Genomic DNA, 14,278 nt, shown 5'->3' with positions numbered 1-14,278 from the left:
ATTCATGTTAACCATACTTACCCAATCCATGAACTCAAAGTCTCATGTAAAATGATTAACCTGGTTCAGCGGAATATGAAATTGAATTTGTGTACCGCTTCCCACATGACTCTGGATATTCAATCCCTGTCCATAGAGCGACATAAGACGGCGATTGATGTTTTGCAGCCCAACACCTCCGGGACCTTCTGTTCGGCCTGACTTCACCTGAGCCATACGTTCAGGAGGTATCCCCACCCCATCATCCTGTACACGAACGATGACATCGTCACCTTCCTGGAAAATATGAAGCCGCACCGTACCACCTGCTTCCCTCTCCATGACCCCATGACGAATCGCATTCTCTACAAGCGGTTGAATGGTGAGCGGTGGCAAAAACAATCTTAAATCCGGCTGTACTTCATATTTAACGACAAGCCTGTCTTCAAACCTCGCCTGTTCGAGATGAACATAGGACTCCACCAATTCAAGCTCTTTGTACAAAGGAACCAGTTGGTCCCTATTTTGAAAATCAAAGCTGCCTCGCAAATAATGACTCAATTCGATAAGCAGGTCCGTTGCCTTATCGGGATCTACAGCACAAGTTGCAATAATTACATTCAGCGCATTGTAGAGAAAATGAGGTTTGATCTGCGCCTGGAGAAAGGCCATCTCCGCCCGGATCGTATCCTGTACGGAGGTACGCAGGTCGATCAGCGTTCGAACCCGCGCCCGCAATTCACCCGCATCGACCGGTTTACTCAAAAAGTCATTTGCCCCTGCCTGGAAACCATGCCGAATATCCTCAGGTAATCCGCGAGCAGTCAGCATCAGAATAGGCAACTCAGACAACGAACGATGCTCCCGTAGCTTGCGGCAAAGCTCCGGACCGGACATTTTGGGCATCATCCAGTCGGTAATAACCAGATCTATGGATGGGTGTTGCTCATACAGCTCGATTGCTTTAAAACCGCTATCCGCTGCAATAACCCGGTAATGCTCCGTAGAGAGCAAGTTCAGAAGCACATGCCGATTCACAGGATCATCATCCACAATCAGAATCGTAGGTTCCCCGGCATGATTCCCATCCTGCTCATGCATTGGACTGGAGTCATTCAAATCCCTGGCAACATAGTCCTTCGCCTTTTTCCCTTGTGTTGTCACATAACGAGCCGGAACGGGGCTGATCTGTTCTTGTAGTAAAGGTAATTGTACAATGGGTAACGTAAAATGAAACGTCGATCCGACTCCCGGTTCTGATTCGACCCATATTTCTCCTTCACCCAGCTCAACGAGTTTTTTCGTAATACTGAGTCCCAGCCCAGTCCCCTCATAAGCCCGTTCCATCGTTCCATTGCTTTGCTCATAAGATTGGAAAATATCATCCAACCTTTCGGATGCGATTCCCACGCCAGTATCTGCAACAGATACTATGACCTTGTCCCCTTCAACAGAGGCATACAGCCGTATCACGCCATGCTCTGTAAACTTGTAAGCATTGCCAAGAAGGTTATAGAGAATCTGCCGTAGCCTATGCTCGTCCGCTTCCACCAGCGGTAATGCATCAGGCCATTGCTGAATCAGCACAATGGGCTTGTCATCAAACGTAAACCCCGAAACCTCAACCACTGTTCGAGCGACCGACTCCAAATCAACAGGAACGCGATTTAACTCAATTTCACTGTTTTTTAGTTTGGAGAAGTCCAAAATGTCATTGACTAGCAGGGATAATCTTTTCCCCGTAGCGGTAATCATGGACAGATTTTTGGCCTGTTTTGGCGTAACAGCTCCTGCCGCTCCTTCCAGCATAGACTCCGCAATGTTAATAATGCCATGTAGCGGTGTCCTCAGCTCATGCGACGTATTGGCCATGAATTCATCCTTGAGGCTGTCAATCACCAGCAAACGCTCCGACAAAGCTTCCACTTCAAGGAATGACTGTGCAAAACGAATAGCGGTAACAAACATCTGAATCAGAACAAATAACAGAAGTTCAAGCAATGCGAGAAAGGCGGTGTCAATCGCCACAAATGCCCCGATCGTGAACAACACAACAACCATGATAATACTCATTAGCCCGACCAGTGCAAAGTGGCTATCGTTTGTCCTCTTACGCGACCAAAAGATCATGGTTCGTATAGCATAGATTAACACTGAGAACGAAATAAGAAGCATCGGTGCTTCAAAGGCCGAGAATAGTGTGGTAGGAAAAGTAAGACCTATCAGAGACTGAGCAACAAGCAGAATCGAGCCCAAACGCACAAACCAACCATGGACGGCCCCCGGTACTAGTGCAGCCAGATATCGAAGCAAAAAGTAATACGAGAATGCTCCGCTGAGAAGTTGAAGCCGAAGCATCGCATCGTGCGTCAGTAAAGGTATAAATGTGGCCAGCAACTTCTCTCCATGCGTGAGTGCATACAATGCACCCCAGAGGCTGAAAAGCCCTAGAAATTGAAGCTCTTTCTCACTTCGACGCAGCCTGAACAATACAAGAAAAAAAACAGCGGGCAGAATAAATCCAAACAAGGTCATTAGATCCTTAAGTCCGTCCAACTGCTGCCTTCGGAAAATACTAGCCTCATCCCCGAATAAAACAGATGCAACTATACCTCCAGAGGCATAGCTATAATTGGATACCTGAATAATAATGTCAGCTGTATCTCCCTCTATGGAAGTAAAGCCTGTAAAGGGTAGATTCTTTTGACGGTCTGAATCTTTGGTTACCCCAGGAGATCCCATCCCCCCTATGAGATTTCCATTAATAAAAATGCGATGTGACATGCGTATATTCTGTGTATGAATCCCATAACGTTTTTGTAAGTGGCTAGGGGTGAGTTTCACTTGCAAATGGTATGTTCCATAACCTTGTCCTTTTCCAAGTGCAGCATTCCATTTCGAAGGAACGGGAACATCCATAGGAGCGGACAATGGTCTGCGGCCTGACATATCCGCTTCAAAATCTTCCGGACCGAGCAGCTTGTCAGGATAGTAGTCCCAGATGCCATTTAGCGGTGCGACACCTTCTTGGCTGAAATCCCATTGACGTAGATCTATACGCCCCTTTATAACCTGAGGATTGTCCCGTTCACTGATCCATACCTGGGCGATCCAGCCCAGTGGAAGCAGAACAACACAAATGAAACTTAGCGTCAACATGATCCAGTGTTTTCTCATCTATGTATTCCTTCCACCCTCATTACAGCGACAGATATCACTTTTTGTCGATTTATTCCTATAGATCCATGTTACACGTTTCCGGTGCTCACGGAAATAGTTCATGAACAGTTTTAGCTCATTTCATAGCAAAAAAAATACTTTTGAGGCTTTCTTATGGTAGGGTAGCAGGCCAAAAAGCCCCGAACTATTCTCGCCAGATGGAAACCAGGGAGAAGCCGGGGCTCAAGTAATGTTCGCAGGGTAAATCCAGCAGGGAATTACACCTACCTATCATAACGTTCTCTGTTAATCTAACGATAGCCTGTCATCCATTCATGGCTTCCTATCTTCGTCCGAGATAAGAGCCAAGCATTGGTTCACAATCTTCTTATTTAGCTGCACAATGCAGATCATCAATTTCATCATATAAGGCCGCGTTTTAAGCTTTACTTGACGGCCTCGGCCAACTTCTGGACAAGTCCGGCCCAACCTTGAGCCATGCGTTCGCGGATCACTGCGTGAGCCTGTCCGAATTCAGTCAGTTTATCCGCATCCCAGCCGCTATGAATCAATGTAAAATGGGTGCCTTCTGCTTGTTCCGCGAGTTCAAATGTCAACGTCCAGTCTTTACCCCAGCGAAAGGCCAGTTTTTGCTGCGGCTTAACTTCAATCACTTGGCAAGGAGACTGTCCAAACGGTCCCGCTTCCAATATGAATTCATGTCCTTCGATGGGCTCCAGATTGCTGGGCATGAACCATGATCCCAGTCCTTCTGCTGTCGAGACCTTAGGCCATACTTTTTCAACAGATGCCATCAATACAAGTTCTTCCTTAATATCCGGTAATGCCGTTGGTGATGATTCCATTCAGGGTTACCTCCTTGACGCTTTTTTCTAACCCAACCTATAATGGGTTTATCTTACATATAAGGTGTGTGATCCCTATGATAGTCTGCTCTGAAAAATCCATTTCCAAACACGGTTGCCGGAAGGGATAGTTCCGCAAGAATTTACCTTCCACACTTCTGTTTTAACATACTTACTCGTGGAGGTATTATACAATGTCATTCAGTTATTACGGCCCTTTATGCACCAAGGTATACGATATTACCAAGCCTATCGGACACTCCTTGGGAGGCGATATTGAATTTTACAGCAACCTGCTGCAGCATTGCAACGGACGCATCCTTGAAGCGATGTCAGGGTCAGGCCGAATGTTTATTCCATTACTCGAAACAGGATTGAAAGTCGATGGAGTCGATTACTCAGAAGCTATGGTTCAGTCCTGCCGTTCCCGATGCACCGAACGTAATCTACTTATGCCTGAGCTATTTGTAGCCGATCTCGAAAATGTGCAGCTTCCCTATCGTTACGAAGCCATTATTATTCCAAGCGGCTCACTGATGCTTATTCAGGGTCGTCGTTCTTCTATACGAATCCTGCAAAATCTCTATGATCACCTGGAGGCAGGGGGCAGGCTAATCTTTGATCTCTTTTTGCCAGACGTGACGAAGCCCGCATCCATTGATACATCAACTGTCCGCTTACCAGATGGTGACACGATTACCGTTGAAGCGAGAACGACCGAAATCAATCTGCTACACCAGTACAAAACAAGCCTGATTCGCTACGAACAGTGGCACGAAGGCAAACTTGTGGACACGGAGTTGCAGGAGCTCACCCTAAGATGGTATGGCGTAGAAGAGTTACGTCTTGTGCTGGAGAAGATTGGATTCACAGATATTGAAGTCTATGCAGACTTTAATCCCGGGCAAGCCCCTACACAATCCAGTCAAAAGTTCGTATATGAAGCAAGACGCAGATCATAGAACCGAACTTCTAACGATCACCACAAACCTTATTTGCCCCTAAATGGGGCTTTCCGAATTCTAACGATCTCCAGTGAGCTTATTTTATCCAAAAACCTGAAAAACAGTATCCATTAGAGCAAAATTAGCCAAATAACGTCTCTGGTGATCGTTAGAAAATTGGAATAGCTAAATTCGCCTAAATAAGGCTTCTCCTGATCGTTAGCGCTCTCGACGTTCGCTAAGCCGCAGGATCACTTTCCCAGCAATGGGTATCCCGTTCCCTGCTTCCCGATAGGAGGCGTCAGCCCCCGAGCCTTTAATATCCGCGCGAATATTGCTCGGCAATCGCCGCCTGCTCTTTGCTGACACCTAGTTCAAGAGCAGCATGATTGGCCCAGTACGGGTCACGCAGCATGCCTCTGCCGATGGCAACCAAATCAGCATCTCCGTTTCCGATTACAGCCTGTGCCAGCGCCGCATCTTCCAACATGCCTACAGCGATTACAGGTGCCTTCAACTCCTCACGGAAACGGCGGGCAAAAGGAACCTGATACCCCGGATAGTTCCCAGGTTTACGCTGACCGGACGGCCCTTCACCGCCGGAGCTGATGTGGAACATATCCACGCCTGCCTCCTGATAGGCACGACCAATCTGAATAGTATGGTCGAGATCATACCCGCCATCCGCATATTCCACCGCAGAGATTCGCATAATCAGCGGCATGTCAGCAGGCATTTCTTTTTTCACCGCGCGAATCACCTCTACGCCAAATCGAGACAGATCTTGTCCATATACATCTTCGCGATGATTCATTAGCGGAGAATGGAATTGGTGAATCAGATAACCATGTGCACCATGCAGCTCGATTGCATCCACACCCGCTTGAACCGCACGACGCACCCCATCCGCGAACTTCTGCACCATTGCTTCCACTTCTTCGGTAGTCAACGCGCGTGGCTCTTTATATTTTTCTCCCGGGAACGTGACAACAGATGGAGCCACAGGCTGGGGTGCATCCTCGGCTTTACGTCCTGCATGTGCAATCTGGATCGCCACTTTAGAGCCGTACGCATGCATTGCGTCTACCAGCTTGGTGAAGGCAGGGATATGCTCGTCTGACCAAATCCCCAGATCATTGTCTGTAATCCGTCCATCGGGATCAACGTCTGTCATTTCAATAATAATGAGTCCTGTTCCACCCACAGCACGGCTCACATAGTGAACCTGATGCCAATCATTCGGGATGCCATCCTTAGCCGTAACCGAATATTGGCACATCGGTGCCATAACGACACGGTTCTGTAACTCTAGGCTTTTGAATTGATAAGGTGAGAATAATTGCTCTGTCATTGTTGGGTACAACTCCTATCCATGGTCTATATTTGTAGGCTCAGCATTGTGAATATGTCATCAGCTTTGTGATCATGCACCAGCCTAGTTTCTGCTCTAACGATCACCACGGACCTTATTTCGGCCTAAAAGGGGCTCTCAGAATTCTAACGATCACCAGTAAGCTTATTTCATCAAAAAAACTGAAAAACAGGCTCCATTGAAGCAAATGAAGCAAATAACGTCTCTGATGATCGTTAGAAAATTGGAATGGCTAAATTCGCCTAAATAAGGCTTCTCCTGATCGTTAGCGTGCGCGACATGCGACATCACTCACACATTCGCATTAATCACATCTTTTATGCACCGGTTTACTTATTAACATTATCTAACAACGTTCACCGCACTTATTCACGCTATTCACGCAGACTCATTCACACCTCAAACGAGTGCTTGCATGCATATATCTTGTTTGTTCACTAATCTATCCTTTAATTTCGATTATTTCCGTTTCACTTTGCATTGCGATTAGCATTGCATCTCCTTGACTTGATCAGTTTGGTTACAGATCGGAGAACATTTTCCCGTTTTTGCCGTAGTTATCTTTCTCCAAATCCTCTATGAAAATAAAAACCTTACTTGCTTCCACACCCAGCGTATCGCAAGCAACCTCGGTCATTCGTTCGATCAACTGGCGCTTCTGCTCCTTCGTTTTGCCTTCCAGCATCTTCACTGTAATAAACGGCATGATCTAAACACATCCTTTCTTCATAGCTATTATGAACCTGAGGTTCAAAAATTCAAGTACGCACTTTTTGGTGCCCATCCACAGGCAGTTGCCTCAGCTTCATATCCCCAATCCATCCCATCAGCAGAATACCCTTCTCGAAATCAGGTCAAAACATGGTATGATATCGTTACAAACCAAACAAAAGGGATATCCTACCAATAGGATTCCATTTTGAAAGGCTCAAGAGGATATCACCATCCCGCGAAGGGCAAAGACATTCTGGAGTGTCAGATTCCGGAAGTGACGCGATCAGATGGAGATCAGATGGAAATACGTGCAGCTGCCAGCACGAAGTGCACTGCTTCATGACGAGGGTGGTCAGCCACATGTACACATTTACAGCCTGGCACCTTGCATTCAACCTATATATTACCCATAAAGGAGCGACTTCACTTGAAAGATATATTAATTAAGAGACTCAGTGCATACGTACAGATGGATACCCAATCCGATGAAAATAGCGACACCTGCCCATCCACGCCCGGACAACTGGCGTTGGGCAAACTGCTTGTCGAAGAATGTACGTCCATTGGACTGCAAGAAGTCACGATGGATGAGAATGGCTACGTGATGGCTACCCTTCCGTCCAATACGGACAAGGATGTGCCTGTCATTGGGTTCCTCGCTCATCTAGACACAGCTACCGACTTTACCGGGAAAAATGTAAAACCACAGGTTGTCGAGAACTATGATGGCTCTGATCTCATGCTGAATCGGGAGCTGGACGTTATTTTGTCCACCAAGGACTTCCCTGAACTCCATGAGTACAAAGGACATACGCTGATTACGACCGATGGCACAACGTTGCTCGGTGCAGATAATAAAGCAGGGATTGCCGAGATCATGACGGCGATGGCTTACCTGGTCGAGCATCCGGAAGTGAAACACGGCAAGATTCGGGTTGCTTTTACTCCCGATGAAGAGATCGGTCGTGGGCCGCATAAGTTCGATGTGGCTGCTTTTGGCGCCAAATATGCGTATACCGTGGACGGCGGGCCGCTGGGGGAACTGGAGTATGAGAGTTTTAACGCAGCAGGGGCCAAGATTACGGTACGCGGTACTAATGTGCATCCCGGCACAGCAAAAGGCAAAATGGTGAATTCACTGAAAATTGCGATGGAATTAAACAGCAAGCTACCTGTAGAGGAAGCACCTGAATCCACCGAAGGCTACGAAGGCTTCTACCATCTGCTGGCGATGGAAGGTGATGTAGAGCTGACGAAGATGCACTACATTATTCGCGATTTTGATCGGGAGAAGTTTGAAGCACGCAAAACCAACTTGTTAAACATTGCGGGCGAACTGAAAGCGAAGTATGGAGATAAAAGTGTTACGGTAGAGATGAACGACCAGTACTACAATATGCGTGAAAAGATTGAGCCGGTTCGCCAGATCGTCGATATCGCGCACGAAGCCATGACAAAACTGGGTATCGAGCCTATCATTCGCCCTATTCGAGGAGGAACAGACGGCTCCCAGCTCTCCTACATGGGCATGCCAACACCGAATATTTTCACGGGCGGGGAAAATTATCATGGCAAGTTCGAATATGTATCGGTAGATAATATGGTCAAGGCCACACAGGTTATTGTGGAGATTGTACAATTATTTGAACAACATGGGAATGTCTGATCGAAGCAGACGGGATCAAGGTTGATTTATACAGAATAGACAGAACGCAAAAGAGCACCTTCTTCATTGAGGGGGTGCTCTTTTTAGTATCACTTCACTCGTACACATTACCTCCTGCAATCTCTCGCAGTTCCTCCACGTTCTGAATGATAATCTTTCGTCTTACTTTGCGAATAATATCCCGTCTGCACAAGTCCTGAATGACCCGATTGAGGTGCCTGTAGCTGGTACCGAGCAGATCAGCAAGTTCCGTTAATTTGGATGTCTGAATCTCCTCTGATGCAGCTGTATCCTGATCAGCCGTAGATAACATATAGCTGGCAAATCGGCTTTCCACGGGATACAACATGTTCAAACTCGACAGATTCGAGAACGTGTACAGCTTGTGTGTCACCTGACTCAGCATAAAATAAAGGAATTTCGGATTCTCGGCATACGTGTTCTGAATGACACGGTAGCTGATAGCGAGTAACAAACAGCGATTCACAGACTGCACGATATTGTTCGCTTCTTTCCCGTTCACCAGCTCCAAGTCACCCACAAGGGCGAGTGGTGTACTGAATCTCAGCAACAGCGACTTGCCATTCGGCAGTGTTGTGAAGATTTTCAGCTTACCTTCAACGAGAAAATATAAACGTTCAGGACGTTCTCCTTTTTCACAAATAACCTCGCCCTTCTCCGCCTCCAGAAGACGTAGCTCGCCAAGCAATGTTTCGTCCAACACCTGATCCAGTCCATGCTCCCGAACCAGTTGCCGCATAAGCTCAAAGTTCAACACTTCCTTCATCCAGCCCCACCTCCAATGTGATCTTGCTATACAAAATGGACACATGTCCTATATTTCAATTGAAAACTCATCCATCAATTGGCATAAAAACAGTTACAACTAGAACTAATATCCAAGAAAACGCACCACATGGGAAAAAGTTTGAATATCATTTGGAAAATAGTTTGATTTTCATGTAATCAGGCATTCAGGATATCCGATTTTTGTCCGATGAACAATAGAGGTTCTGCAAATTTTCCAATTTACTTCACATTTAAATATTGAGAGGATGATTTAATTCCATGAGTAACATAAACATTGTTGATGCATTGTTAAAAGCCTTGCCTTATATTAGTCTGATCCTCCGAGAGCCAGCCAGCTTGACCGTGTATGACCACGAGAAAGTATTAGATGTGATTATGACGGAGAAATTCAATCTTGGATTTGAAAAAGGCATGAAACTTATCGATTCCTATCAGAACTATGCTGTATTGAAAAACGGTCGGGAAGCTACACTCTCTACATTGCCTAAAGAAGTGTTTGGAGTAGAGCTGGATACGCTGAACGTCCCTATCTTTGATGATAATAATAACGTTGTGGCTGTATTCTGTGTATCCTATGACCAGTCCAATCAGAATCAACTGGAAGACATCATTCAGGAAAATCAAGACATCAATGCAAACCTGGTTGACATGGTGCAGCATGTAGCCGCTCATGCCGAAGAATTGCAGGCTACCAGTGAACAGATTTTGGAGAACACCAGACTGGCTGTCCAGAACTCATCCCAGATTAACAAGGTTGCTGGCTTCATTCGTGAGATTTCTGAACAAACCAACCTGCTCGGCCTGAATGCCGCAATCGAGGCTGCCCGTGTAGGTGAAGCCGGTGCCGGGTTTGGTGTCGTGGCATCCGAAGTACGTAAACTTTCTGTTGATGCGAAACAAGCAACGACCGATATTGATGCCAGTTTGAAAGACGTACAACAAGTGATTCAGCAGATGGAGGTTGAAGTATCCCAGATCGCTGCTTCCTCGCAGGAACAGGCAAATCTGGTTGCATCCTTCACCGATGTTATTGAGAAGCTGAATGATACAGGTGCACGCATGAAAGCTCTTTCCGAACAATTGATCAGCTACTCCGTAGAGAAGTAATATAAGGAAACAAGAACAACTCCTACTCGAACGATCCATCAGATGCACTATACTGATCGATTTAATGATGTAAATTATGTAATAAACAGGACTTGGAATGCCATCATGGTAGTCCAAGTCCTGTTTTATGGTGTTATGACAAGCTTATTCGTTGGTTTATTAAACCTTTTTTGCACCTGTTACTTCCTTTTCTGACCCCCAGCATTCAATCTCGCCCGGAATATGAATCAGATCACGGGTGAAGACAGGATCACGTCCCTCAGCCTTCTGCCGCTTATAATCTTTTAACGCTTCAAAAGTGACTTTAGACAGCATCAGGATGGCAATCAAGTTAACTACAACCATCAGACCCATGAACAGGTCTGCCAAATCCCATACCAGTTGCACCTTCGCCACCGCACCAAATACCACCATGCTAATGACAGCAACGCGATAAACCCAGAGCCAGACTTTGTTAGACTTTATGAATTCAATGTTTGTTTCGCCGTAATAGTAATTACCAATCAACGTACTGAAGGCAAACAGGAATACCATCACCGCCAGGAAGCCTGAAGCCCACGAACCGATGTGTACACTGAGCGCAGCTTGAGTCAGCTCAATACCACCCAGATCTGAACCCTGGTATACCCCGGATAATAAAATAATCATAGCCGTACTTGTACAAATAACCAGTGTATCTGTCAGAACGCCAAACGCCTGGATCAGGCCTTGTTTGACCGGATGAGAGGTATCTGCCGTTGCCGCAGCATTTGGCGCACTACCCATGCCGGCTTCATTCGAGAATAGTCCACGTTTAACACCATTCATCAGCGCAGCACCCAGTGTCCCGCCAGCGACCTGTTCGATGCCGAAGGCATTTTTCACAATCAACGCAATCATTGCTGGAAGTTCTGTGATGTTTGCGAGCACGATAAATACAGCCACCCCAATATACAACACGGCGAGCACAACCACGATATATTCTGATGCTTTCGCGATCCGTTTAACCCCGCCCATAATGATACCTGCAAAAACAACTGCCATAATAATGCCAACCGTTAAACGGTCTGTTCCAAAGGAGTTTTGGAATGCCACTGTGATGGTGTTGGACTGTACAGCGTTAAAGACCAAGCCGAACGAAAGGGTAATCAGGATAGCAAAAAGAACCCCCATCCATCGTTTTCCAAGCCCACGTTCCATATAGTAAGCTGGTCCCCCGCGGAATCCGCCTTTGTCTTTAACTTTGTAGATCTGAGCCAATGTGCTCTCGACGAAACTCGAAGCCGACCCAATAATTGCAATAACCCACATCCAGAAAACAGCACCAGGTCCCCCTAAAGCTATGGCAAGTGCGATTCCTGTAATGTTTCCCGTACCCACGCGTGCGGCCATACTGATACAAAAGGCTTGAAATGGGGAAATTTTCCCCGGCTCCTTGCTCTTTGGCTCTCTGAGCACCTTGACCATATCACCGATCATACGGAATTGCATGAACCTCGTTTTCGTTGTGAAATAGACTCCGCAGACGACCAGCAGAATGATTAACAGTTTAGACCAGAGAAAATCATTGAAAATAACGACAACATCTTGTATTGTTTGCTCCATCGATACGCCCCTTATTATGATGTATTATAAAAAAAGACTACTGCATTCGTTTCTTATCCCAGGACTTCGTCATGACTGACCGGGTGCTATGCTTGAAACAACTGAAAATTTGCAACATTTTACATGACAACAGGCTCAGACTGATGCATGTTACTTATACTACAAGTGCATCTACCGAAATAGACAAATACCTACATGATTTCTGGACATTTTTTTTGAAAATGCGCCTCTCTCATCCAGTCATTGTCATCTAACCTTACATGTGAGCTTCTATGCAAGTTTGCGTTTGGGAAGTATGATAGGAGAGGCCTCTGAGGATATGGTGATAAGCATGAGGTAAATAAAACAGGATTTTATGGCGAGACAAACCGCCGTTTAAATAGAGCTTTTTTAGGGATATACCGTGATGAATTGGAAAGGACGTGAGAGATTTGCGTTATTTTATCGTGGACGATGATCCAAGCGTGCGTTCCATGCTAATGGACATTATTGAAGATGAAGGATTGGGTGACATTGCCGGGGAAGCCGAGGATGGAGCCCATATTCATGCCGAATTGCTGGAGCTGCATAAGGTGGATGTCCTGCTGATCGATCTGCTGATGCCGCATCAGGATGGGATACAGACCGTACGTGCGCTTGAAGGAAAGTTCAAAGGCAAGATTGTGATGATCTCCCAGATTGAGTCCAAAAACATGATTGGAGAAGCTTACTCCTTAGGTATTGAGTATTATATTACGAAACCGATTAACCGGCTGGAGATTCTATCCGTGCTTCGCCTTGTGGAAGAGAGATTGCGTATGCAGCAGTCTATTGCTGATATCCAGCGTACACTGCAAGGGCTGACGGGTTTACAGACAGGTGGGCGCAAACAGGCGCAGGCTCCGGACAAAACCATTACTACCACAGGTCATTTTCTGTTGTCCGAGATGGGCATGATCGGGGAGGCGGGCAGCCGAGATCTACTGGACATGCTGGAATATCTTGAACAACTAGAGACAGAGGAACATAAGCTATCACCTTACACATTCCCTTCGCTCAAAGACATCTTCCAGCAAGTAGCTCAACGCAAACTAGGAGAGACTGCCTCAGCTGCAGACATTACCAAAGAGGTCAAAGCAGCGGAACAGCGGGTGCGCAGAGCCATTTTTCAGACACTGAGTCATGTGGTGTCTCTTGGATTGACAGACTATACCCATCCGAAATTTGAGAACTATGCTTCCAAATTTTTTGATTTTACCGAGATTCGCAAAAAAATGCTCGAACTGCAAAACAACGTGGAGCCCTCGCTGTCCCAAACCCGAATCAATACGAAAAAATTCGTGCAGGTGCTGTACTTGGAAGCCAAACGCATGCTTCATTAAATTAGAACAGACATGATTGATTGACCATCAACGAAAACAGGCATGAATGATCGACCGTCAAAACTGCCTCACGGTGATGCGAGGTTAGCCCTGACGGCGATCTTCATGCCCTTCCTTGATTGGGGTTGATGTGTTACTCTGTTCGCCCAAACCATACAAGTTCATATCATGATACATTGTTGCGATATATAGTTGCATTCCCGTTCCGTTCACTCTTACGTTCGCGCCTGATTCCGGGATATTCGATTATACTCATTAATCAATTCATCCAGTGCCATCGACTGCCGAATGACTTCGGGATGTCCAAGCCTTCCCTTATTATGCTCCACCAGTTTATGAAGGTTATGCCTGGCTTTTTCTATTTTGTTTTTCAAATCCAAACTCATAACCATGGCCCCTGATACCTCCTTCATTTGTGTTCCATTGTATTGTTTCCTGTCAATCTATAGTTGGATTAACATATGGCAGAGGAGACATGGATGTTTTGTATGCTTCTCCAAAATTTGAAAGGGCTAATTTCATTCTAATAGAGATTGGCGAAAAATACCAGATGTAACGCCGTCTTGTCACTTTCTCCCTACTCTATACGCGGCCTCTGTTTATGCGTTTTCTGCCTGAAAAGGCTTTGTGTCATAATTGTGTATTTTATAAAAATAAACCAAAATGCACCCCTCCAATCTCGAACCCCATGGTTGGTGTCCTTCTGAGAATGGAGA

At 45.9% G+C, this 14,278-nt stretch carries 11 protein-coding genes; 4 read left to right on the top strand and 7 right to left on the bottom strand.

Translation table 11 applies throughout. The features are described 5' to 3' along the window. Positions 1-42: 42 nt before the first annotated feature. Together Q9R46_RS25970 and Q9R46_RS25965 are read right to left on the bottom strand one after the other, a co-directional pair. Entirely contained in the window at positions 43-3,156 is a 3,114-nt protein-coding gene (locus Q9R46_RS25970; protein ID WP_311282320.1) for a hybrid sensor histidine kinase/response regulator, read from the bottom strand. A gap of 428 nt (positions 3,157-3,584) precedes the next feature. Beyond that, the gene (locus tag Q9R46_RS25965; RefSeq protein WP_311282319.1) at positions 3,585-4,004 is read right to left on the bottom strand and encodes an SRPBCC family protein; all 420 of its coding nucleotides are present in this window, start codon (positions 4,002-4,004) and stop codon (positions 3,585-3,587) included. Positions 4,005-4,198: 194 nt separating this feature from the next. On the opposite strand from Q9R46_RS25965, the gene Q9R46_RS25960 reads away from it, so the two are divergent. Then, positions 4,199-4,966, top strand: a complete 768-nt coding sequence (locus Q9R46_RS25960) for a class I SAM-dependent methyltransferase (protein WP_311282318.1) — start codon at positions 4,199-4,201, stop codon at positions 4,964-4,966. A gap of 298 nt (positions 4,967-5,264) precedes the next feature. Here the strand turns inward: Q9R46_RS25960 and Q9R46_RS25955 are convergent, their stop codons facing one another. Then, complete coding sequence (locus Q9R46_RS25955; RefSeq protein WP_311282317.1) at positions 5,265-6,299, bottom strand: NADH:flavin oxidoreductase/NADH oxidase; 1,035 nt, start codon at positions 6,297-6,299, stop codon at positions 5,265-5,267. Positions 6,300-6,840: 541 nt separating this feature from the next. Then, positions 6,841-7,026 carry a 2-hydroxymuconate tautomerase gene (locus tag Q9R46_RS25950; RefSeq protein ID WP_145333688.1) on the bottom strand — a complete coding sequence of 62 codons (186 nt, stop codon included), beginning with the start codon at positions 7,024-7,026 and terminating at the stop codon, positions 6,841-6,843. A gap of 435 nt (positions 7,027-7,461) precedes the next feature. Between Q9R46_RS25950 and pepT the strand changes: the two genes are divergently transcribed. Next, on the top strand, positions 7,462-8,700 hold the full coding sequence (gene pepT, locus Q9R46_RS25945) for a peptidase T (protein WP_311282316.1): 1,239 nt from the start codon (positions 7,462-7,464) through the stop codon (positions 8,698-8,700). 94 nt (positions 8,701-8,794) lie between these two features. Here pepT and Q9R46_RS25940 read toward each other — a convergent pair whose 3' ends face one another. Beyond that, positions 8,795-9,487, bottom strand: coding sequence for a Crp/Fnr family transcriptional regulator (locus Q9R46_RS25940; protein ID WP_311282315.1), 693 nt, complete (start codon positions 9,485-9,487; stop codon positions 8,795-8,797). 290 nt (positions 9,488-9,777) lie between these two features. Here Q9R46_RS25940 and Q9R46_RS25935 point away from each other — a divergent pair, with 290 nt between their 5' ends. Next, the gene (locus Q9R46_RS25935; RefSeq protein WP_397386423.1) at positions 9,778-10,617 is read left to right on the top strand and encodes a methyl-accepting chemotaxis protein; all 840 of its coding nucleotides are present in this window, start codon (positions 9,778-9,780) and stop codon (positions 10,615-10,617) included. A 159-nt stretch (positions 10,618-10,776) separates the two neighbouring features. Here Q9R46_RS25935 and Q9R46_RS25930 read toward each other — a convergent pair whose 3' ends face one another. After that, a complete protein-coding gene (locus Q9R46_RS25930) occupies positions 10,777-12,201 on the bottom strand; it encodes an alanine/glycine:cation symporter family protein (RefSeq protein WP_311282313.1) in 1,425 nt (474 codons plus the stop codon). A 431-nt stretch (positions 12,202-12,632) separates the two neighbouring features. Between Q9R46_RS25930 and Q9R46_RS25925 the strand changes: the two genes are divergently transcribed. After that, on the top strand, positions 12,633-13,562 hold the full coding sequence (locus Q9R46_RS25925) for a response regulator (RefSeq protein ID WP_311282312.1): 930 nt from the start codon (positions 12,633-12,635) through the stop codon (positions 13,560-13,562). A gap of 215 nt (positions 13,563-13,777) precedes the next feature. Here Q9R46_RS25925 and Q9R46_RS25920 read toward each other — a convergent pair whose 3' ends face one another. Further along, positions 13,778-13,954 carry an aspartyl-phosphate phosphatase Spo0E family protein gene (locus Q9R46_RS25920; protein ID WP_145333692.1) on the bottom strand — a complete coding sequence of 59 codons (177 nt, stop codon included), beginning with the start codon at positions 13,952-13,954 and terminating at the stop codon, positions 13,778-13,780. Between the last annotated feature and the right edge of the window lie 324 nt (positions 13,955-14,278).

The organism is Paenibacillus sp. RRE4, assembly GCF_031844205.1.
GTDB classification, from domain to species: Bacteria; Bacillota; Bacilli; order Paenibacillales; family Paenibacillaceae; genus Paenibacillus; species Paenibacillus xylanexedens_B.
Note: the sequence above shows the minus strand (reverse complement) of the source record. Positions and strands in the feature narration are given on the sequence as shown.